The sequence below is a fragment of the Microbacterium sp. NPDC012755 genome, assembly GCF_042901325.1.
GTDB classification, from domain to species: Bacteria; Actinomycetota; Actinomycetes; order Actinomycetales; family Microbacteriaceae; genus Microbacterium; species Microbacterium natoriense.
This window is the reverse complement of the sequence record NZ_JBIBCT010000001.1, coordinates 205919-225974: the sequence shown is the minus strand read 5'-3', so window position 1 is coordinate 225974 and position 20056 is coordinate 205919. Positions and strand designations below refer to the sequence as shown.

The following is a 20056-nucleotide window of genomic DNA, read 5'->3' as shown; positions in this document are numbered from 1 at the left end:
GATCTTTGGTGCCTTGCGCCTTGATTCGGCGTGTCTGAATCGGTGCAGCACCGCAATCCAAATCACCCACCGCAGATCGACCGGTCTGCAGAAGCGTCAGCGAGGCTATGGCTAAGAAAGACGGTGTCATCGAGATCGAGGGCGTCGTGTCCGAGGCGCTGCCCAACGCGATGTTCCGCGTTGAGCTCACCAACGGACACAAGGTTCTGGCAACGATCTCAGGCAAGATGCGGCAGAACTACATCCGCATCATCCCCGAGGACCGCGTGGTCGTGGAGCTCAGCCCCTACGACCTCACGCGCGGGCGCATCGTCTACCGCTACCGCTGATCGGTCGAGAAGTAACACCCCAGGCATCGTGCCTGCCCGGTGAAGACAGCGAACAGGAAAAATCATGAAGGTCAACCCCAGCGTCAAGCCCATCTGCGATCACTGCAAGGTGATCCGCCGCCACGGCCGCGTCATGGTGATCTGCAAGAGCAACCCGCGCCACAAGCAGCGCCAGGGCTGATCCCTAGAGATCTGACACACAACTCAATACAGGTCGCGCGAGCGATGAGGCGTCTCGTCTCTCTTCGCTCGCTCACCGACCGCGACTAACAGGCAGGATCAGATCCCACTCCGGTGGGGGACACCTCGGGGCGGAGGCCCGGGCACCGATCCTGTTCCATACCTCCACAACACCCAGGAGAACCGCATGGCACGTCTTGCCGGCGTTGACATCCCGCGCGACAAGCGCGTGGTGATCGCCCTTACCTACATCTACGGCGTCGGCCGTACCCGCTCGGTCGAGATCCTCAAGGCTACGGAGATCGACGAGAGCATCCGCGTGAAGGACCTCAGCGACGACCAGCTGATCGCCCTCCGCGACTACATCGAAGGCAACTACAAGGTGGAGGGTGACCTGCGCCGCGAGGTTGCAGCAGACATCCGCCGCAAGGTCGAGATCGGCTCCTACGAGGGCATCCGCCACCGTCGTGGTCTCCCGGTCCGTGGTCAGCGCACCAAGACCAACGCCCGTACCCGCAAGGGCCCGAAGCGCACCGTCGCAGGCAAGAAGAAGGCCCGCTAAGCGCGGCCCCAGGGACTAGGAGAACATTTTCATGGCTGCACCCAAGGCCGCCGCGCGCAAGCCGCGCCGCAAGGAAAAGAAGAACATCGCGCTGGGCCAGGCCCACATCAAGTCGACGTTCAACAACACGATCGTCTCGATCACCGACCCGTCCGGCGCTGTCATCGCGTGGGCGTCGTCGGGTGGCGTGGGCTTCAAGGGCTCCCGCAAGTCGACCCCGTACGCCGCCGGTATGGCTGCCGAGTCCGCTGCCCGTCAGGCTGCGGAGCACGGCGTCAAGAAGGTCGACGTCCTCGTGAAGGGTCCGGGCTCCGGCCGCGAGACCGCGATCCGCTCGCTCCAGGCCGCTGGCCTCGAGGTCGGCTCGATCTCGGACGTCACCCCGCAGGCGCACAACGGCTGCCGCCCGCCGAAGCGTCGCCGCGTCTGATCCGGCTCATGCGAGGGGTGCCACGGCATCCCTCGCATGCCCGCGTGCGGGCATGACTTCCACAACTCAAGACCTCACCACACCACATGTCATATAGCGGGCATGTGATCGAAAGGAACACAGAGTGCTTATTGCACAGCGTCCCACACTGACCGAGGAAAAGATCGTCGAGAACCGGAGCCGGTTCATCATCGAGCCTCTGGAGCCCGGCTTCGGATACACGATCGGCAACGCGCTGCGTCGCAGCCTGCTGTCGTCGATCCCCGGCGCCGCGGTCACCAGCGTTCGCATCGACGGCGTGCTGCACGAGTTCAGCACCATCCCCGGCGTGAAGGAGGATGTCACCGAGATCATCCTCAACATCAAGCAGCTCGTCGTCTCGTCCGAGCGCGACGAGCCGATCACGGCGTACCTGCGCAAGACCGGTGCGGGCGAAGTGACCGCCGCCGACATCTCGGCTCCGGCCGGTGTCGAGGTGCACAACCCCGAGCTCGTCATCGCGACGCTGAACGACACGGCGAAGTTCGAGCTGGAGCTCACCATCGAGCGCGGCCGCGGCTACGTCTCGGCGACGCAGAACCGCAACGAGTACGCAGAGGCCGGTCAGATCCCGATCGACTCGATCTACTCGCCGGTCCTCAAGGTCAGCTACCGCGTCGACGCCACCCGTGCGGGTGAGCGCACCGACTTCGACAAGCTCGTCCTCGACGTCGAGACCAAGTCGGCGATCAGCCCCCGCGACGCCGTCGCTTCGGCTGCGAAGACGCTCACCGAGCTGTTCGGCCTCGCTCGCGAGCTGAACGTCGAGGCCGAGGGCATCGAGATCGGCCCGGCGCCGGTGGAGGCTGTGAACTCCAGCGAGCTGTCCATGCCGATCGAGGACCTCGACCTGTCCGTGCGCTCGTACAACTGCCTGAAGCGTGAGGGCATCAACACTGTTTCCGAGCTCGTCGCCCTGTCGGAGACGCAGCTCATGAACATCCGCAATTTCGGCCAGAAGTCGGTCGACGAGGTGCGCGACAAGCTCATCTCGCTCGGTCTGTCGCTCAAGGATTCGGTGCCCGGTTTCGACGGCGCCCACTTCTACGGCGGCAGCGAAGACGAGTCCTTCTGACCCACCCGGATTGTCATCTGGCAGAGGCCAGCTGACCCGACCTTTCCTGACCAGGAGTTAGATATGCCCAAGCCCACCAAGGGTCCCCGCCTCGGAGGCGGCCCCGCACACGAGCGCCTGCTGCTTGCCAACCTCGCGGCCCAGCTCTTCACCCACAAGTCGATCACCACGACCGAGACCAAGGCGAAGCGCCTGCGTCCGCTCGCGGAGCGTCTCGTGACGCTCGGCAAGCGCGGCGACCTGCACGCGCGCCGTCGTGCGCTCACGGTGCTGCGTTCCAACAAGGACGCCGCGCACATCCTCTTCAACGAGATCGCGCCGCTGGTCGCCGACCGTGAGGGTGGCTACACCCGCATCACGAAGATCGGCAACCGCAAGGGCGACAACGCTCCCATGGCCGTGATCGAGCTCGTCCTCGAGCCCGTCACCCCCAAGGCGAAGTCGACGAAGAAGGCTGCCCCGAAGGCTGAGAAGCCGGCCGAGGTCGTCGAGGAGGCTCCCGTCGAGGAGGCTCCCGTCGTCGACGAGGCCGCCGAGGCAGGCGCCGAGTCGCAGGCCGAGGGCGAGGCCGCCGAGGCTGCTGCCGCGGACGCCGTCGAGGAGAAGTCCGAGTAAGCACCCGCTTGCGGAAAGAAGCCCGCCGTCCCCTTCCGGGGCGGCGGGCTTCTTCGTGTTCCCGGGGGGAACTGCTCCCCTCGCGGATCCGCCGTATGGAGACTGGGGATCGACGGAATCAGCGAGGGGAGCGTGGGGACCGGGCCTGGGGGACCCGTCTCAGGTGCGGATGCGGAGGTCCTTCCGGAGGATCTTGCCGGACGCGGACTTCGGGATGACGTCGATGAACTCCACCTGGCGCACCTTCTCGTGCGGGGCGACGTGGGAGGCGACATGGGCCATGACGGCATCCGCATCCAGCTCCGCGCCCGGCTGCACGACGACGAACGCCTTCGGCACCTCCTGGCCGTCTTCGTCGAACGCGCCGATGACGGCGGCGTCGGCGATGGACGGATGCTCCAGCAGCACGGCCTCGAGCACGGCGGGAGCGACCTGATAGCCCTTGTACTTGATGAGCTCCTTGAGGCGGTCGACGATCCGGTAGATGCCGTCGTGCGTCACGGTCGCGACGTCTCCGGTGTGCAGCCAGCCGTCGGCATCCAGCATCTCGGCGGTCGCATCCGGGCGGTTCAGGTAGCCGACCATGACCTGCGGCCCGCGGACCCACAGCTCACCCGGTTCGCTCACGCCCTCGGCGGGGACCTCGACGTCGGCGCCGGACTCCGGGTCTACCAGCCGAGCCTCGGTGTTGGGCACGAGCGGACCGATGCTGGAGCGGTCGATGTCGTCTCGCGTCTCCGAAATCAGGTTCACGGCGGGGCTGGTCTCCGTCATGCCGTAGCCCTGCGTGACCGTGCATCCCAGTCGGGAGGCGACCGCGGAGGCGAGGGCGCCGTCGAGCGGCGCCGCGCCCGAGAACACCACCTTGATCGAGGACAGGTCGTACTGGTCGACGATCGGATGCTTGGCCAGAGCCACCGCGATGGGCGGGGCCACGAACACCCAGGTCGTGCGGTGCTCGGCGATGATGCGCAGGAACTCGGCGAGGTCGAACCGGGGCATCGTCACGAGCCCGGCGCGCTGATGCAGCGCGAAGTTGAGCAGCACGGTCATGCCGTAGATGTGGAAGAAGGGCAGCACCGCGAGCACGCGGTCGGTCTCGTCGACGCCGAGCACGGGCTGGCACTGCGACACGTTGGCGACCAGGTTGCGGTGCGTGAGCATGACGCCCTTCGGCCGACCTGTGGTGCCGGACGAGTAGGGGAGCACCGCGAGGTGCGTCGCGGGGTCGAATGACACCTCGGGGGCCGGATGCCCTTCGCCGAGGAGAGCGGGCAGCGAGGGGTGGCCGTCGGCGCCGTCGAGCACGATCAGATGGTCGGCGTCGATGCCCAGCTTCTCCGCGGCCGCCTGGGCGCCGGGCAGCAGGGGCGACACCGTGACGAGCCAGGAGGCACCGGCATCCGTCAGCTGATTCGCGATCTCGTCGGCGGTGTAGAGGGAGTTGATGGTCGTGGCGGTGGCTCCGGCGCGCAGGATGCCGTGGAACACCGTCGCGAAGGCGGGGACGTTCGGGCACAGCACGCCGACGACGGTGCCGACCCCGACCCCGCGGGCGGCGAGGGCGCCGGCGAACAGGTCGATCTGACCGACGAGCTGACGGTACGTCGTCGTCGCTCCGCTCACCCCGTCGACGAGGGCGACCGCGTCCAGCCGAGACTCGTCGAGACCTCCGAAGAGGAAGTCGTAGATCGAGACCTCGGGGATCTCGACATCGGGGTAGGTACTGCGAACCATGAGATCTCCTTCGATCCGGGTCTGCCGGTGGCGCCGTCTGATGCGATCCAGTGTCGCACATTACGGGACCGAGTCCCAGGGGTCAGTTGTTCTCGATGGTCCGGTACCGCGTGCTCGGACGCCCCTTCGTCGAGTAGTCGAGCGCCCTGACCGCCCTGCCGGAGCTCGCGAGATGCTCCAGATAGCGTCGCGCGCTGACGCGGGAGATCTGCAGGGCCTCGCCGATCTCGCTCGCCGACGCGTCGACTCGTGACCCCAGGGCACCCGCGACGCGATCGAGCGTCTCGGCGCTCAGGCCCTTGGGCAGGCCGAAGCGCTGACGGAAGGCGATGATGGCGTCGGCGGCCTCCACGCGGCGCACGACATCGTGCAGCTCGGTGTGGTCGCGCAGCAGCAGCGTCGCCTCGACGCCGGCGCCGTCGACCTCACCGCCCGTGCTGCGGGCGACGAGCACGTGCGAGCCCACGATCACCGGGCGTCCCGTCGCCTCTCCCTCGCGCAGCACCGTGTACAGCTCGTCCCCGAGCATCTCCGCGGCGTCGGCGCCGTCGAGCTCTTCGGCATCCCTCCCGAGGAACCGTGCGGCGGCGTCGTTGGCCAGGGTGATGCGTCCGGCGCCGTTCACCGAGACGACCCCCTCGCTGAGCCGGTGCAGCGTCGTCTCCTGGTTCTTCACGAGCGCCGCGATCTGGTGGGGCTCCAGACGGTAGATGCGCCGGCGGATGACGGACGTCACCCACGCCGAGCCGAAGACGCCGAGCACGGCCGCCGCGAGCATCGCGGAGATCAGCCATGCCAGCCCGCCGAGGAAGTCGGCGCTCAGATCCTCCTCCAGGATGCCGACCGACACCGTGCCGATGACCTCGCCGTCGTCGTCGCGGATCGGCACCTTCACCCGCCAAGACGGGCCGAGGGTCCCGGTCTGCGTCCCGACGTAGATCTTGCCGGAGAGGGGGATCGACGGATCGGTCGAGACGGGCTCTCCGATCAGGTCGGGATGCGGGTGGGAGTACCGGATGCCCTCCGCATTGGCCACGACGATGTACGCGAGGTCGGAGGCCTTGCGGATCACCTCCGCGACCGGCTGGATGGTCGCAGACGGGTCCTCGTCGTCGAAGGCGTCGAGCACGGTGGGCAGCTGCGCGACGGACTGGGCGACGGCCTGCATCCTGTCCTTGTACGACTCCCGCAGCGCGTTCTCCTGGAACGCCCCCGCGATGATGCCCGTGGCCAGGGTCACCAGGAACACGATCAGCGCCTGCAGCGCGAGCAACTGCATCCGGAGCGTCATCTTCGAGGCCACCGGACCATTCTCCTCGCTGCCCGCGTGCGGGGCGACACGGGGGAGGCGCCGCTCGCGACCAATAGTTTCAGAACCGCGACCAATGGTTTCCGAAGCTTGAGCGGCGGCATCCGTCCTTCGAAGGTGGACGGACAGCACCCGACGCTCAAGGAGGAGCGAAGATGAAGAAGACCCGTATCGGCACCCTGACGGCCCTGGCCGCCGCAGCCACCCTGGCCCTCACCTCGTGCGCCGGAGGTGGCGGCTCGACGGGAACCGGATCGGACGACGCCGGAGCAGACGAGGCCGTGACGATCAGCGACCTGAACATCGTCGTCCCCGCCGACCCCGGCGGAGGGTGGGATCAGACGGGGCGCGCCCTGTCGCAGCTGCTCACGGAGGAGAAGGTCGTGAGCTCCGCGCCCGTCACGAACGTCGGCGGAGCGGGCGGCACCGTGGGTCTCGCCCAGCTCGCGAACGAGAAGGACGCGAACACCCTGATGGTCATGGGGCTCGTGATGGTCGGCGCAGTGGAGACCAACGCCTCCGCCGTCCGCATCGAGGACATGACCCCGATCGCCCGCCTCACCGACGAGCCGCTGGTCGTCGTCGTGCCGGCGGACTCGAAGTACGACACCCTCGAGGACCTCGTGGAGGACGTCGTCGACAACGGGCAGGCCGTGACCATCACGGGCGGCTCGGCCGGCGGCGCGGACCACATCCTCGCGGGGCTCATGCTCGAAGAAGCGGGGCTCGACGGCTCCGAGATCGCGCAGAAGCTCAACTACACGCCCAACTCCGGCGGCGGCGAGGCGACCTCGCTGATCCTCGGCGGCAAGGTCTCCGCGGGCATCTCCGGTGTCGGCGAGTTCCTGCAGCACATCGACGCAGGCACCATGAAGGCGCTCGCCGTGTCGTCGGAGGAGCCGGTCGAGCAGCTTCCCGACGTGCCGACCATCACGGATGCCGGCTACGACGTGGTGCTCACGAACTGGCGCGGCGTGATCGCCCCCGGAGGCATCTCCGACGGCGACAGGGACGAGCTCGTGCGCATCGTCACCGAGCTGCACGACTCGCAGGCGTGGACGGATGAGCTGGAGACGAGGGGCTGGGCCGACGCCTTCCTCACGGGCGCCGAGTTCGACGACTTCCTCACCGGCAACATCACGGAGGTCACCGCGACGCTGAAGAACATCGGGCTGGTGCAGTGACATGACCCCCTCCGGTTCTCTGGGGACGGGAGGGGACGCCGTGCGGGCGGGCGTGAGCCCGTCCGCACGGTCGTCGTCGCTCCCCGTCGGCGAGCTGGTGTTCGCCGTGCTCATGGTCGGACTCGGCGTGTTCGCCGTCGCCGGCGTCTTCGCCATCCACGTGCCCCTCGGCGCGACCGTGGGCCCGAGGGTCTTCCCGATCTTCGTGTCGGCGATCCTGCTGGCCTCGGCCGTCGCGGTGCTCGTCGGCGTGCTCCGCGGCAAGAGGGGCGCCGCCGAGGAGGGCGAGGACATCGACACCAGCCTCCCGACCGACTGGCTCACCCTCGCGAAGCTCGCCGGCCTGATCGTGGCACACCTGCTGCTGATCGAACCGCTGGGCTGGGCTCCGGCCGCCGCCGTCCTGTTCGGCGGCGTCGCGTGGTCTCTCGGGGCGAAGAAGTGGTGGATGGCGTTCCTCGTCGGCATCCTCCTCGCACTCGTCGTACAGATCGTGTTCGGCGGACTCCTCGGGCTCTCGCTGCCGTGGGGCCCTGCGCTCGGCTGGCTCGGAAGGATGTTCTGATGGACAGCTGGTCCCTGCTCATGGAGGGGTTCGCGACCGCGTTGCAGCCCCAGTACCTCGTCTTCGCCTTCTTCGGCGTCTTCATCGGCACCGCCGTCGGCGTCCTGCCCGGCATCGGTCCGGCCATGACGGTCGCGCTGCTGCTGCCGCTCACGTACACCCTCGACCCCGCCGCCGCGCTGATCACCTTCGCCGGCATCTACTACGGCGGCATGTACGGAGGGTCGACGACGAGCATCCTGCTCAACACCCCGGGGGAGTCGGCCTCGATCGTCACGGCGATCGAGGGCAACAAGATGGCGAAGCTCGGACGAGGCGCTGCCGCGCTCGCCACGGCCGCACTCGGGTCCTTCGTCGCCGGCACGCTCGCGACGGTCGGGCTCACCCTGCTGGCGCCGGTGCTCGCGCAGTTCGCCGTGAACCTCGGGCCGTCCGACTACGTCGCGCTCATCGTGATCGCGTTCGTGACGGTCGGCGCGCTGATCGGCAGCTCGATCTCGCGCGGGATGCTGTCGCTCGGCGTCGGTCTGTTCCTCGGACTCGTCGGCACCGATCTGCTCTCCGGACAGCAGCGCTACACGCTGGGGCTGCTGCCGCTGTCGGACGGCGTCGACATCGTGCTCGTCGCGGTCGGGCTGTTCGCGGTGGGGGAGACGCTGTACATCGCGGCGCGGCTGCGGCACGGCGGCGTGGAGGTCATCCCCGTCGCCCGAGGATGGCGCAGCTGGATGACCAAGGAGGACTGGCGCCGGTCGTGGAAGCCGTGGCTGCGCGGCACGGCCATCGGGTTCCCGATCGGCACGATCCCCGCCGGCGGCGCGGACGTCGCGACCTTCCTGTCGTACGCGACCGAGCGCAAGCTCTCGCGGCACCGGAACGAGTTCGGCCGGGGTGCGATCGAGGGCGTCGCGGGGCCGGAGTCGGCGAACAACGCGGCGGCGGCCGGTGTGCTCGTGCCGCTGCTGACGCTGGGACTGCCGACGACGGCGACCGCGGCCATCATCCTCACCGCCTTCCAGTCCTACGGGCTCCAGCCGGGTCCGCTGCTGTTCCAGAGCCAGTCGAGCCTTGTGTGGGCGCTGATCGCGAGCCTGTACATCGGCAACGTGATCCTGATCGTGCTGAACCTGCCGCTGGTGGGCATGTGGGTGAAGCTGCTGCAGATCCCGCGGCCGTACCTCTACGCCGGCATCCTGGTGTTCGCCGTGTTCGGGGCGTACGCGCTGCACTACTCGCCCGTCGACATCCTCATCCTGCTCGTGGTGGGCGTGCTCGGCTACTTCATGCGGCGCTTCGGCTACCCGGTCGCCCCGCTCGTCGTCGGCATGATCCTGGGGCCGATGGGAGAGGAGCAGCTGCGCAAGGCGCTGCAGCTGAGCCAGGGCGATCTCACGACGCTCGTCGCGCAGCCCTTCGCGGCGATCGCGTACGGCGTGCTGGCGCTGCTGATCATCGGCGGGCTGTGGCTGCGCCGTCGGCAGCAGCGCTATGAGCAGGCGCTCACCGAGTCGATCGCCGTGCCGGTCAGAGCGGATTCGGAGATCTGACCGCCCAGGACGCCGCGTCCCTCCCTCGCCGATGCGCGATGCACGGGAGGGGCGCGGCGTCCGTCCGGCGCGGGGGCGACGTCAGGCGGAGCAGGGCCCGAGAGTAGGCTGGAACGGTGAACGACGTCCTGGCCCCGAACCGCGGGCCTCGCGCCTACGCATCCTTCATCGGCATCGGCCTCATCGCCGGGCTCCTGTCCGGCCTCTTCGGCGTCGGCGGCGGCACCGTGATCGTGCCCCTGCTCGTGCTGCTGCTGCACTTCAATCAGCGGCTCGCCGCGGGGACGTCCCTGGCGGCCATCATCCCGACCGCGACCGTCGGCGTGATCTCCTATGCCGTGCACGACTCGGTGGCCTGGATCCCCGCGATCATCCTCGCGGCCGGATCTGTCCTCGGTGCGCAGATCGGCACCAGGCTGCTCCCCAAGATCTCGCAGACGACGCTGCGATGGGCCTTCGTCTCCTTCCTCATCGTCGTGATCGTGACGCTGTTCCTCGTGATCCCCTCCAGGGATGCCGTCTTCGACCTGAACTGGCTCAGCGGCGTCTCGCTCGTCGCCCTCGGCGTCGCGACCGGCATCATCGCCGGCCTCATCGGCGTCGGCGGCGGGGTGATCGTGGTGCCGGCGATGATGATCGCCTTCGGCACCAGCGACCTCGTGGCCAAGGGCACCTCGCTGCTGATGATGATCCCCACCGCGATCTCCGGGACGATCGGCAATCTCCGCAACCGCAACGTCGACCTCGTCGCGGCGGGCCTGGTCGGCGTCTCGGCCTGCACGACGACCGCGCTCGGCGCCTGGCTGGCGACGCTGATCGACCCGCTGACGGCCAACATCCTGTTCGCCGCCTACCTCGTCGTCATCGCGGCGCAGATGGCGCTCAAGGCGATCCGGGGTCGCAAGAAGAGCTGAGCACCCCCGAGAAGTAGGATCGAAGGGTGGCAGTGAACCAAGAACTCGTCGGACGGGACTTCCCGCCGACCACCCCGTACCTCGTCGGCCGTGAGAAGATCCGCGAGTTCGCGCGCGCCGTCTTCGCGGATGCTCCGCAGCACACCGATGTCGAGGCCGCGCGCGCCGCGGGCTTCGCCGACGTCGTCGCACCGCCGACCTTCGCGATGGTCGTGCAGGATCACACGCTGCAGCAGCTGCTGAACCAGACCGACTCCGGCATCGTGCTCGCGCGCACGATCCACGCCGAGCAGCGCTTCACCTACTCGCGTCCGATCGTGGCCGGAGACGAGCTCACGGGCCAGCTGCGCGTGACCGGCATCCGCATGATGGGCGGCAACGCCATGATCACGAGCGAGGCCGAGATCACGGATGCCGATGGCGCCCACGTCGTGACCGCCACCAGCATGCTGCTCGTGGGGTCGGAAGAAGGAGCCGAGTGATGTCGTTCACCGTCGGAGACGTGATCGCCGAGCGCACCGTGCACCTGACCCGCGAGTCGCTCGTGCGGTACGCCGGAGCGTCAGGGGACTTCAACCCCATCCACTACCGCGACGACGTCGCCGTGGCCGTCGGCCTCCCCGGAGTGCTCGCGCACGGCATGCTCACGATGGGCGTGGCCTCCTCCGTCGTGGTCGCCGCCCTCGACCCCGCCGCGCGCATCCTCGACTACGGCGTGCGCTTCACGAAGCCCGTCGTCGTCGACCCGCAGGACGGCGCCGATGTGCACGTGCTGGCCACGGTCGGCGCTGTCGACGACGAGGCCGCGCGCATCGACCTGAAGGTCACGTTCGGCGAGACGACCGTGCTGGTCAAGGCGCAGCTGCGCGTCGCGATCTGATGCGCGAGGTCGAGCCGATCCGCCTGTCCGCCCTCACCACGCTGCGCACGGGCGCCGCCCCGGAGCGGATGCTGGAGGCGTCGACAGCCGACGAACTCGTCGAGGCGCTCCGCGACGTGTGGTCCCGAGGAGACGACTGGTTCGTCCTCGGAGGCGGGTCGAACCTCTTCGTCGGAGACGCTCCGTTCGAGGGCACGGTCATCCGCATCCTCACGCAGGGCATCGAGGAGCTCCCGTCGCCGCACGCCGGGCGCATCCGCCTCCGCGCCCAGGCCGGTCATGCGTGGGACGACCTCGTCGCCTACGCGGTCGAGCACGGCTACGCGGGGCTGGAGGCCATGAGCGGCATCCCCGGCACCGTCGGCGCCGCCCCCGTGCAGAACATCGGGGCGTACGGCCAGGAGGTGCAGGAGACGCTGGTCGAGGTCGAGCTGCTCGACGAGCACGCCGACGAGATCGTCACGGTCCCGGCCTCCGAGCTCGGCCTCGGATTCCGCACCTCGGTGTTCAAGCACCACTACGGCAGCGAACCCCACCGCAGGGCGGTCATCCTCTCCATCACGGTCGACCTGCTCGTGGCGGGGGAGCGCGTCGTGCGGGGCGAGCAGCTGCGTCGGGCGCTCGCGCTCGAGGGCGACGAGCCGGTGCCGCTGCGCTGGGTGCGCGAGCGCATCCTCGCGACCCGCGCCTCGAAGGGCATGCTGCTCGACGAGGACGACCCCGACACGCACGGAGTCGGCTCCTTCTTCCAGAACGCGATCGTGCCGGAGAGCGTCGCCCGAGCGCTCCCGCCGGAGTGCCCTCGCTGGCCCGTCTCGCCCGACCTCGACGCCGTGACCGTGATCCCGCTGGCCTCCTACGACGGGCTGGTCCCGCCGTCGAAGCCGGAGCGCGCGGAGGTCAAGGTGAGCGCCGCGTGGCTGATCGAGCAGGCCGGCATCCGCAAGGGATTCAAGCTGCCGCGGTCGCGGGCGTCCGTGTCGACCAAGCATGCCCTCGCCCTCACCAACCGCGGTGGGGCGACCGCCGCCGAGGTCTCGGAGCTCGCGCGCTTCATCCAGAGCCGCGTGCACTCCGAGTTCGGTCTCGTGCTGCAGCCCGAGCCGGTGCTCGTCGGCGTCGAGCTCTGACGAGCGTCGGTGCGTCGACGTAAACTCGCGGGATGAGCGGACTGATTCCCTACCTCCTGTTCCCCGGCAACGCGGCGGAGGCGCTGGGCCACTATCAGGCGGTGTTCGGCGGCGAGCTGCAGATGTTCGACTACGCGACGGCGGGGCGCCACGACGGCCCGCCCGACGCCGTCGCTCACGGTCAGCTCTCCGGTCTCGTCGACCTGGCCGGAGCCGACGCGGGGGCCGATGACGACGCGGTGCAGATGGGCGGCATGTTCCTGTCGCTGCTCGGCACCGCGGATGCCGTCACGCTGACGCGCTGGTACGACGAGCTCGCCGCCGGCGGACGCGTCATCGATGCGCTGCAGAAGCGCCCGTGGGGCGACTGGGACGGCACGCTCGTCGATCGCTACGGCATCCGCTGGCTCATCGGATACCACCCCGAGGACTGAGCGGCCCGCCATCCCGACCCGCTGAACGACGACGCCCCTCCGGTCCGCGTGGACCGGAGGGGCGTCGTGTTGCCGGGGAAGGCCCCGCCGGCTCAGGAGAACAGGCGCTGGAGGCGCTGCACGCCCTCGAGGAGCTGGTCGTCGCCCAGGGCGTACGACATGCGGATGTAGCCCGACGGGCCGAACGCCTCGCCGGGGACGACGGCGACCTCGGCCTGCTCGAGGATGAGGTCGGCGAGCTCGAGGGAGGTGGTCGGCGTCACGCCGCCCCACGTGCGGCCGAGGAGGCCCTGCACGTCGGGGTACACGTAGAACGCGCCGAGGGGGTTCGGCACGATGAGGCCGTCGATCTTCGACAGCTCCGAGACGATGAGCTGGCGGCGGCGGTCGAACGCCTCGCGCATCTTCTCGGCCTCGGTCTGCGGGCCGTTGAGGGCGGCGATCGCGGCCTTCTGGGCGACGTTGTTCACGTTGCTCGACAGGTGCGACTGCAGGTTGCCCGCGATCTTGATGGCGTCGGCGGGGCCGACCATCCAGCCCACGCGCCAGCCGGTCATGGCGTAGGTCTTCGCCACGCCGTTGACGAGGATGGTCTGGTTCGCGGCCTCGGGCACGGCCTCGACGATCGAGGTGGCCTTGACGCCCTCGTACGTGAGGTTCTGGTAGATCTCGTCGGAGATGATCCAGATGCCGTGCTCGACGGCCCATTCGCCGATCGCTTTCGTCTCCTCCGCGGTGTAGACGGATCCGGTGGGATTCGACGGGGAGACGAACACGAGCGCGGTGGTGCGCTCGGTGCGCGCGGCCTCGAGCTGCTCGACCGTGACCTTGTAGTCCTGGTCGGCGCCGGCGAAGACCTCGACGGGCGTGCCGTCGGCGAGACGGATCGCCTCGGGGTACGTGGTCCAGTACGGCGCGGGCAGCAGCACCTCGTCGCCGGGGTTCACGACGGCCTGGAACGCCTGATAGACCGACTGCTTGCCGCCGTTGGTCACGATGACCTGATTCGGCGAGACCTCGAGCCCGGAGTCGCGCAGCGTCTTCGCGGCGATCGCCTCGCGCAGCGCCGGAAGGCCGGCCGCCGGCGTGTAGCGGTAGCTCGCGGGGTCGGCCAGGGCCTCGGCCGCGGCATCCACGATGAACTGCGGCGTCGCGAAGTCGGGTTCGCCGGCGGCATACGAGATGACGGGCTTGCCCTCGGCCTTCAGAGCCTTGGCCTTGGCATCGACCTTGAGGGTCGCGGACTCGGCGATGGCGGACAGCTTGCGAGAGAGAGGTGCGCGTTCGGTCACGGTAAAAGCGTACTCGGCCCGCCGCCCGAGGCATCCTCCGGATGTCGATAAGAATGACGGAACTTTCCGTATCCGTGCACGAAGTCCACGAGGCCGCGGGACAGCCCGTCGTGAGGGGTCGCGACACACCGAGTCAGGGACCAGGGATGCCGCGATCTCCGACCCCTCGCGCGGGGTTCGGGTCAGAGGCCGTGCGCCTGGGCGACCGCGTCGAGCACGATGCGCCCGCCCTGGACGTTCAGCCCCTTGGCGAGGGCGGCGTCGTCGGATGCCGCGCGGTCCCAGCCCTTGCCGGCGATCGCCGACACGTAGGGGAGGGTCGCGTTGGTGAGGGCGCGCGTCGCGGTCTCGGGCACGGCGCCCGGCATGTTCGCGACGCAGTAGTAGATCGAGTCGTGCACCGCGAAGGTCGGGTCGTCGTGCGTCGTCGGGCGCGAGCCCTCGAAGCATCCGCCCTGGTCGATTGCGATGTCCACGAGTACAGAGCCGGGCTTCATGGCGGCGACCATGTCGTCGGTGACGAGCTTGGGTGCCGCGGCGCCGGGGATCAGCACCGAGCCGATCACGAGGTCGGCCGTGGCGAGCTCCTCCGCGATGTCGTAGCGGTTCGAGGCCCGGGTCTCCAGAGCCCCGCCGTAGCGGTGCTCCAGTTCCCGCAGACGCGGCAGGGAGATGTCGATCACGGTGACCTTCGAGCCGAGGCCGAGGGCGTTGGCCGCGGCGTGCTCACCGGCGACGCCGCCGCCGATCACGACGGTCTTCGCACGCGGCGTGCCGGCGATGCCGCCGAGCAGCATGCCGCGGCCGCCGTTCGAGCGCAGCAGGGAGTACGACCCCATGGTGACGGAGAGCCGACCGGCGATCTCGCTCATGGGCACGAGCAGCGGCAGGCTGCGATCGGGCAGCTGCACCGTCTCGTAGGCGACCGCGGTGGTGCCGGCATCGACGAGCGCCGTGGTGAGCGCGCGGTCGGCGGCCAGGTGCAGGTACGTGAACAGGGTGAGGTCGGGGCGCAGGAAGCCGTACTCCTGGGCGATGGGCTCCTTGACCTTGATGAGCAGATCGGCCTGGGTCCAGGCCTCCTCCGCGGTCGCGACGATCTCGGCGCCGGCGAGGCGATACGCCTCGTCGGAGATGCGCGAGCCGAGGCCCGCACCGGACTGCACGATGACGCGGTGCCCCTCGCGGACCAGGCGGTCGGCGCCGGCCGGGGTGAGCGCGACGCGGCTCTCGTTGTTCTTGACCTCAGTGGGCACGGCGATCTTCATCGATCGGATCCTTCCGGGTGGCGGCTGTTTCTGCGTCCACCAGAATCGCAGAAACATCGGCGTTCAGAAAGATTTCCTGAAGACTATTCGACAGAGACCCTGATCCTGAATAATCATTCGGATGGAGACCTCTTCCGCGGCCCCGCAGCCGAACACTCTGCGAGCCCCCGCCCTCGACGCCGTCGACACGCAGATCGTCCGGCTGCTGGCGGCCGACGGGCGCATGACCAACGCCGAGCTCGCCGTCAAGCTGGGAGTCGCCCCGTCGACGGCGCACGCCAGACTGCGATCCCTGCTCGACAGGGGGGTGATCACCGGCTTCCATGCGAGCGTGGACGAGCGGATGCTGGGCGCTGGCCTCCAGGCGATCATCGGCGTGACGCTGCGCCCGAGCGGGCGGCGGGAGAGCATCGTGGAGTTCGCCGAGAGGGTGCGCGTGCTGCCCCAGGTGATCCAGCTGTTCTTCCTCGGCGGCGACGACGACTTCCTCCTGCACATCGCGGTCGCGGACTCCTCGGAGATGCGCGAGTTCGTGCTGGAGCATCTCTCCGCGCAGTCCAGCGTCGCCTCCACGCGGACGAGCATCGTGTTCGACTACCACCGAAACTCGGTCGCCGCCTCGTTCCGCTGAGGCGGCGGCTGCCGCGCACAACGGCACCTCATCGGTGGCCGGGCAGGTCACCGATGAGGTGCCGTTGGGGATCAGGCGTCTTCGTCGCGAACGTCACCGAGGCATCTCATCCTGGGTGCCGTCCCGAGTGCTGTGATCATGCCGACGCCATGAAAAGCGACAGGGTCACCGCCGTGCCGAACACAACCGACAGAATCGATATCGACAATGCAATCCAGAGCATCACCCGGGCCGTTGCGTTACGGCTTCGACGCAGCACGATCACAATGAAAGGAATCAACACCACGCTCGCGACGAGGAACACCGGGAACAGGAGAGAAAGCACCGCGCACGAAGCGGCGCCGAGAATCAGCCACGTCGCTTGAGCGAAGTGCGTTTCGGTCCGCGGTGCAACCTGAAGCTGAGTGTTCATGGACGGGCTCCTTAGATGTTCTTCAGCCAGCGAGATACGAAGCCGGGGCCGTTGACGATCATGCCCATCTCCTTGTTCATGGTGAATCCGGACCCTTGGTAGACGAGGCTACCTCGGAACACTCCTGTGCAGTACCCCTGTCCTCCGGCCACTCGATGAGTTGACGAAGTGCTGAAGTTCCAGAATCCGCTGAGTCCCGAGTACCAGTTGGTGCACTCATAATCCTTCAGGACCTTGCCGCTACCCGTCTGATACTTGTATCTCAGATTCCATGTGCCGACGGCAACTCCGAGCAGGAGATTGTCGTTCTTGTAATTTGACGTGACTTCGTACGTCGTTGCGGCTGCAGTCGCCGTCTTTGCTGCGTTCGATGCCGTTTCTGTGGTAGGTCGAATTGTGGTCGTGACGACGGGGGCGCCGACCTCAAAGGCTGCCGCAGGGTTGTCTCCTTCGAGAACACTCACCAGGTTCGCCTTCTCTGCGACAGAAAGACGGTCGAACTTGCTCAGAAGTTGAGAGGCTACTCCATTGGAGAGATTCATTTCCTCTACGACGCCTGAGAATTCCTGGGTCAGTTCTGACGCGTCATTCGTTGGTCCCTGATCATTGGCTGATGCGGGAACGGCTCCGAGTGTACTCGCAACGAGTAGTGCGATGCCGAATGGTGCAAGCAGGGATATTGACTTCTTCAAAGATCCTTCTCATTTCGCTTGTATTCTGCGCGGAGTTCGCGCCAGGTGGAACTTTTGGACGTCGTGAGGCCACCGGTGGAGGTGCTTCCTGCGTTTATCGTCCGTCATGAATTACTGGTGCAAATTCACACTACGGTTGAGTCGAGCAAAATGTCTGTCCCCTTTTCGGGGGACAGCGGAGGTCAGTCATCTGCTGATCTGCTGTACTGCTCTCTTCGAACGCTGACGGGAGCCTGAGGTGGATCTGCTGCCTCTTTCTGCCTCGGAGATGCGCGAGTTCGCGCTGGAGCATCTCCTCACCGTCATCGCTCAACGCTCGGGCTTCGCGGACGCTGCCGCGCTGCGCGCACAGTTCGTCCGCCACATCGGGCTCAGCCCTCGGGCGTTCCGCCTCGCGGCGCTCACGCGGCAGGAGCGTCTCGCCGAGGCCATGCTCCTCAGCGACGAGCAGTCGGGGCTGTCGTCACCGGTCGGTGCCAGCGAAACGTGAATCGCGTGCCAGAGCGGACGTCCCGTGCCTGGTTCCGAGTCTGCGGTGCCGTTTTGCGCGACGACGTCCCGCACGCATCGCCTCACGCCTAGTCTGGGCCTGTCCGGTCCCCAGCCGGACGGAGGCGGTCGATGCCGTCGGCAGACGCGGAGCCGAGACGGGTATGACGCCCCCACGTGCCCGCGGGCGTCAGGCGCCGTAGGAGGCGAGCGCCGCGCAGTAGTCCGCGAAGCGGCGGAACGGATGCCGCGGATCGGTCACCTCGACGAGGGCGTCCGCCACCGTGTGCGGGGGCTCGTCTCCGGCGAGCTGCCAGAGCGCGTAGCTCCACATGCCGCGTGCCGCCTCGCTCAGCAGAGCGCCGGGGCCCGACACGATCAGCACCCGCGGAGACCGCTCGGCGCGGAACGGGGCGACGACGTCCGCGCGGAGCTGCGCAGGGTCCACCTCGTCGAAGTGGGTGCGCACGACATCCTGTCCGGCCGCGCGCAGCGCATCGGCGAGCTCGTCCGCCGCGGCTCGCGAGCGCTCGGCATCCGCTCCCGCCACCGCGAGCAGGCGCGTGCCGCGGGGGTAGAGGTGCAGGAACTCGCCGGCGATGCCGGCCCACACGTCGCTCATCGCTCCAGGCTACGCCCGCCCGCCCCCGGCGCGGCGATGCCCCTCACCGGATCGCGGTGAGGGGCATCGTCCTGGGGCATCCGGATCCGTCGTCCGGACTGGTCGTCAGTTGAACTGGTTCATCGTGTTGTGCTGACCGCCGGCCTTGAGCGCGGCATCCCCGGCGAAGTACTCCTTGTGGTTGTCGCCGAGGTCGGAGCCCGCCATGTTCTGGTGCTTGACCGTGGCGATCCCGCCGCGGATCTCGCGGCGCTGCACGCCCTTGACGTAGGCGAGCATCCCCTCGTCGCCGAAGTAGCCCTTCGCGAGGTCATCGGTCGACAGCGCGGCCGTGTGGTACGTCGGGAGCGTGATGAGGTGGTGGAAGATCCCCGCGCGGGCGGAGCCGTCGCGCTGGAACGAACGGATCTTCTCGTCGGCCAGCCGCGCGAGCTCGGTGTCGTCGTACTCGACGCTCATGAGCTTGTCGCGATCGTACGCCGACACGTCGCCGCCCTGCTCCGCGAGCAGGTCGTACGCCTGCTGGCGGAAGCTCAGCGTCCAGTTGAACGACGGGCTGTTGTTGTAGACGAGCTTCGCGTTCGGGATGACCTCGCGGATCGCGTCGACCATGCCCGCGATCTGCTCGACGTGCGGCTTCTCCGTCTCGATCCACAGCAGGTCGGCGCCGTTCTGCAGCGACGTGATGCAGTCGAGCACGACGCGCTCCTCGCCGGTGCCGGTGCGGAACTGGTACAGGTTGCTCGCGAGACGCTTCGGGCGCAGCAGCGCGTCGCCGCGCTTGATGACCACGTCGCCGTTGCCCAGATCGGCCTCGGAGATCTCCTCGACGTCGAGGAAGGAGTTGTACTGATCGCCGAGGTCGCCGGGCTCCTGCGAGACGGCGAGCTTCTGGGTGAGCCCCGCGCCGAGGGAGTCGGTGCGGGCGACGATGATGCCGTTGTCGATGCCGAGCTCGAGGAACGCGTAGCGGACCGCGTTGATCTTCGCGAGGAAGTCCTCGTGCGGCACGGTGACCTTGCCGTCCTGGTGGCCGCACTGCTTCTCGTCGGAGACCTGGTTCTCGATCTGGATGGCGCACGCGCCCGCCTCGATCATCTTCTTCGCGAGCAGGTACGTCGCCTCGGGGTTGCCGAAGCCGGCATCGATGTCGGCGATGATCGGGACGACGTGGGTCTCGTAGTCGTCGATCTGCGACTGGATGAACTCCGCCGCGGTCTCGTCGCCGGCGGCACGGGCGGCGTCGAGCTGGGTGAAGAGCAGGTCGAGCTCGCGGGCGTCGGCCTGGCGGAGGAACGTGTACAGCTCCTCGATCAGAGCGGGCACCGCGGTCTTCTCGTGCATCGACTGGTCGGGCAGCGGGCCGAACTCGGAGCGGAGCGCGGCGACCATCCACCCGGAGAGGTAGAGGTAGCGCTTGTTCGTCGACTTCAGGTGCTTCTTGATCGAGATGAGCTTCTGCTGCCCGATGAACCCGTGCCACACGCCGAGCGACTGCGTGTACACCGAGGAGTCCGCGTCGTACTCGTCCATGTCGCGGCGCATGATGTCGGCGGTGTACTGCGCGATCTCGAGCCCGGTGCGGAACCTGTTCTGCGCGCGCATCCGTGCGGCGGACTCCGGGTCGATGGCGTTCCAGGGGGAGCCGTGCTCCTCCTTCAGCGCCCGGATGGCGTCGATGTCGTCCTGGTACTGAGTCATGTCAAGTCCTTCGTGGTGG

Annotated in this window: 24 protein-coding genes; 16 read left to right on the top strand and 8 right to left on the bottom strand. The window is 68.2% G+C overall.

The genetic code is table 11. The features are described from left to right. Positions 1 to 107: 107 nt before the first annotated feature. From infA to rplQ, 6 genes are all read left to right on the top strand, one after another. The gene (gene infA / locus ACFY5A_RS01170; protein WP_005050493.1) at positions 108 to 329 is read left to right on the top strand and encodes a translation initiation factor IF-1; all 222 of its coding nucleotides are present in this window, start codon (positions 108 to 110) and stop codon (positions 327 to 329) included. Between the two features lie 64 nt (positions 330 to 393). Beyond that, a complete protein-coding gene (rpmJ, locus tag ACFY5A_RS01165; RefSeq protein ID WP_005050492.1) occupies positions 394 to 510 on the top strand; it encodes a 50S ribosomal protein L36 in 117 nt (38 codons plus the stop codon). Positions 511 to 696: 186 nt separating this feature from the next. Next, positions 697 to 1071: a 30S ribosomal protein S13 gene (rpsM, locus tag ACFY5A_RS01160; protein WP_047524098.1), complete on the top strand. Its 375-nt coding sequence runs from the start codon at positions 697 to 699 to the stop codon at positions 1069 to 1071. 31 nt (positions 1072 to 1102) lie between these two features. Next, positions 1103 to 1501, top strand: a complete 399-nt coding sequence (gene rpsK / locus ACFY5A_RS01155; RefSeq protein ID WP_050722515.1) for a 30S ribosomal protein S11 — start codon at positions 1103 to 1105, stop codon at positions 1499 to 1501. Positions 1502 to 1625: 124 nt separating this feature from the next. Next, positions 1626 to 2615, top strand: a complete 990-nt coding sequence (locus ACFY5A_RS01150; RefSeq protein ID WP_017201565.1) for a DNA-directed RNA polymerase subunit alpha — start codon at positions 1626 to 1628, stop codon at positions 2613 to 2615. A 63-nt stretch (positions 2616 to 2678) separates the two neighbouring features. Then, positions 2679 to 3230, top strand: a complete 552-nt coding sequence (rplQ, locus tag ACFY5A_RS01145; RefSeq protein WP_341941424.1) for a 50S ribosomal protein L17 — start codon at positions 2679 to 2681, stop codon at positions 3228 to 3230. 159 nt (positions 3231 to 3389) lie between these two features. Here the strand turns inward: rplQ and ACFY5A_RS01140 are convergent, their stop codons facing one another. Both ACFY5A_RS01140 and ACFY5A_RS01135 read right to left on the bottom strand, forming a co-directional pair. Beyond that, positions 3390 to 4967: an AMP-binding protein gene (locus tag ACFY5A_RS01140; protein WP_387231297.1), complete on the bottom strand. Its 1578-nt coding sequence runs from the start codon at positions 4965 to 4967 to the stop codon at positions 3390 to 3392. Between the two features lie 82 nt (positions 4968 to 5049). Then, positions 5050 to 6270, bottom strand: a complete 1221-nt coding sequence (locus ACFY5A_RS01135) for a PAS domain-containing protein (protein ID WP_105673663.1) — start codon at positions 6268 to 6270, stop codon at positions 5050 to 5052. 161 nt (positions 6271 to 6431) lie between these two features. Between ACFY5A_RS01135 and ACFY5A_RS01130 the strand changes: the two genes are divergently transcribed. The 8 genes from ACFY5A_RS01130 (at position 6432) to ACFY5A_RS01095 (ending at position 12930) form a co-directional block, all read left to right on the top strand. Beyond that, complete coding sequence (locus ACFY5A_RS01130) at positions 6432 to 7460, top strand: Bug family tripartite tricarboxylate transporter substrate binding protein (RefSeq protein ID WP_386951224.1); 1029 nt, start codon at positions 6432 to 6434, stop codon at positions 7458 to 7460. A gap of 1 nt (position 7461) precedes the next feature. Beyond that, positions 7462 to 8025: a tripartite tricarboxylate transporter TctB family protein gene (locus ACFY5A_RS01125; RefSeq protein ID WP_387231294.1), complete on the top strand. Its 564-nt coding sequence runs from the start codon at positions 7462 to 7464 to the stop codon at positions 8023 to 8025. Beyond that, complete coding sequence (locus tag ACFY5A_RS01120) at positions 8025 to 9572, top strand: tripartite tricarboxylate transporter permease (RefSeq protein WP_387231293.1); 1548 nt, start codon at positions 8025 to 8027, stop codon at positions 9570 to 9572. Before ACFY5A_RS01125 ends, ACFY5A_RS01120 begins: the two co-directional genes overlap by 1 nt. A 116-nt stretch (positions 9573 to 9688) precedes the next feature. After that, positions 9689 to 10486 (top strand): sulfite exporter TauE/SafE family protein, encoded by a 798-nt coding sequence (locus tag ACFY5A_RS01115; RefSeq protein ID WP_341941429.1) that lies wholly within the window; start codon positions 9689 to 9691, stop codon positions 10484 to 10486. Positions 10487 to 10512: 26 nt separating this feature from the next. After that, on the top strand, positions 10513 to 10968 hold the full coding sequence (locus ACFY5A_RS01110; protein ID WP_105673653.1) for a MaoC family dehydratase N-terminal domain-containing protein: 456 nt from the start codon (positions 10513 to 10515) through the stop codon (positions 10966 to 10968). Next, entirely contained in the window at positions 10968 to 11366 is a 399-nt protein-coding gene (locus tag ACFY5A_RS01105; protein ID WP_387231290.1) for a MaoC/PaaZ C-terminal domain-containing protein, read from the top strand. Before ACFY5A_RS01110 ends, ACFY5A_RS01105 begins: the two co-directional genes overlap by 1 nt. Continuing rightward, positions 11366 to 12496 carry a UDP-N-acetylmuramate dehydrogenase gene (locus ACFY5A_RS01100; RefSeq protein ID WP_387231288.1) on the top strand — a complete coding sequence of 377 codons (1131 nt, stop codon included), beginning with the start codon at positions 11366 to 11368 and terminating at the stop codon, positions 12494 to 12496. The genes ACFY5A_RS01105 and ACFY5A_RS01100 overlap by 1 nt, the downstream gene beginning before the upstream one ends. 32 nt (positions 12497 to 12528) lie before the next feature. Further along, positions 12529 to 12930: a VOC family protein gene (locus ACFY5A_RS01095; RefSeq protein ID WP_341941432.1), complete on the top strand. Its 402-nt coding sequence runs from the start codon at positions 12529 to 12531 to the stop codon at positions 12928 to 12930. Between the two features lie 92 nt (positions 12931 to 13022). Here the strand turns inward: ACFY5A_RS01095 and ACFY5A_RS01090 are convergent, their stop codons facing one another. Together ACFY5A_RS01090 and ald are read right to left on the bottom strand one after the other, a co-directional pair. After that, the gene (locus tag ACFY5A_RS01090) at positions 13023 to 14222 is read right to left on the bottom strand and encodes a pyridoxal phosphate-dependent aminotransferase (protein ID WP_341941433.1); all 1200 of its coding nucleotides are present in this window, start codon (positions 14220 to 14222) and stop codon (positions 13023 to 13025) included. Positions 14223 to 14404: 182 nt separating this feature from the next. Then, positions 14405 to 15490 (bottom strand): alanine dehydrogenase, encoded by a 1086-nt coding sequence (gene ald / locus ACFY5A_RS01085; RefSeq protein WP_341941434.1) that lies wholly within the window; start codon positions 15488 to 15490, stop codon positions 14405 to 14407. A gap of 121 nt (positions 15491 to 15611) precedes the next feature. Here ald and ACFY5A_RS01080 point away from each other — a divergent pair, with 121 nt between their 5' ends. After that, positions 15612 to 16121: an Lrp/AsnC family transcriptional regulator gene (locus ACFY5A_RS01080; RefSeq protein WP_341941435.1), complete on the top strand. Its 510-nt coding sequence runs from the start codon at positions 15612 to 15614 to the stop codon at positions 16119 to 16121. A gap of 136 nt (positions 16122 to 16257) precedes the next feature. On the opposite strand, the gene ACFY5A_RS01075 is transcribed toward ACFY5A_RS01080, so the two are convergent. Both ACFY5A_RS01075 and ACFY5A_RS01070 read right to left on the bottom strand, forming a co-directional pair. Then, positions 16258 to 16533, bottom strand: coding sequence for a hypothetical protein (locus ACFY5A_RS01075; protein WP_341941436.1), 276 nt, complete (start codon positions 16531 to 16533; stop codon positions 16258 to 16260). 11 nt (positions 16534 to 16544) lie between these two features. After that, a complete protein-coding gene (locus tag ACFY5A_RS01070) occupies positions 16545 to 17225 on the bottom strand; it encodes a hypothetical protein (protein WP_387231285.1) in 681 nt (226 codons plus the stop codon). A gap of 238 nt (positions 17226 to 17463) precedes the next feature. Between ACFY5A_RS01070 and ACFY5A_RS01065 the strand changes: the two genes are divergently transcribed. Next, complete coding sequence (locus ACFY5A_RS01065) at positions 17464 to 17715, top strand: hypothetical protein (protein WP_387231283.1); 252 nt, start codon at positions 17464 to 17466, stop codon at positions 17713 to 17715. A 189-nt stretch (positions 17716 to 17904) separates the two neighbouring features. Here the strand turns inward: ACFY5A_RS01065 and ACFY5A_RS01060 are convergent, their stop codons facing one another. Then, entirely contained in the window at positions 17905 to 18336 is a 432-nt protein-coding gene (locus ACFY5A_RS01060; protein ID WP_387231281.1) for a hypothetical protein, read from the bottom strand. Between the two features lie 105 nt (positions 18337 to 18441). After that, a complete protein-coding gene (locus tag ACFY5A_RS01055; protein ID WP_105673621.1) occupies positions 18442 to 20037 on the bottom strand; it encodes an isocitrate lyase in 1596 nt (531 codons plus the stop codon). Positions 20038 to 20056: the final 19 nt, after the last annotated feature.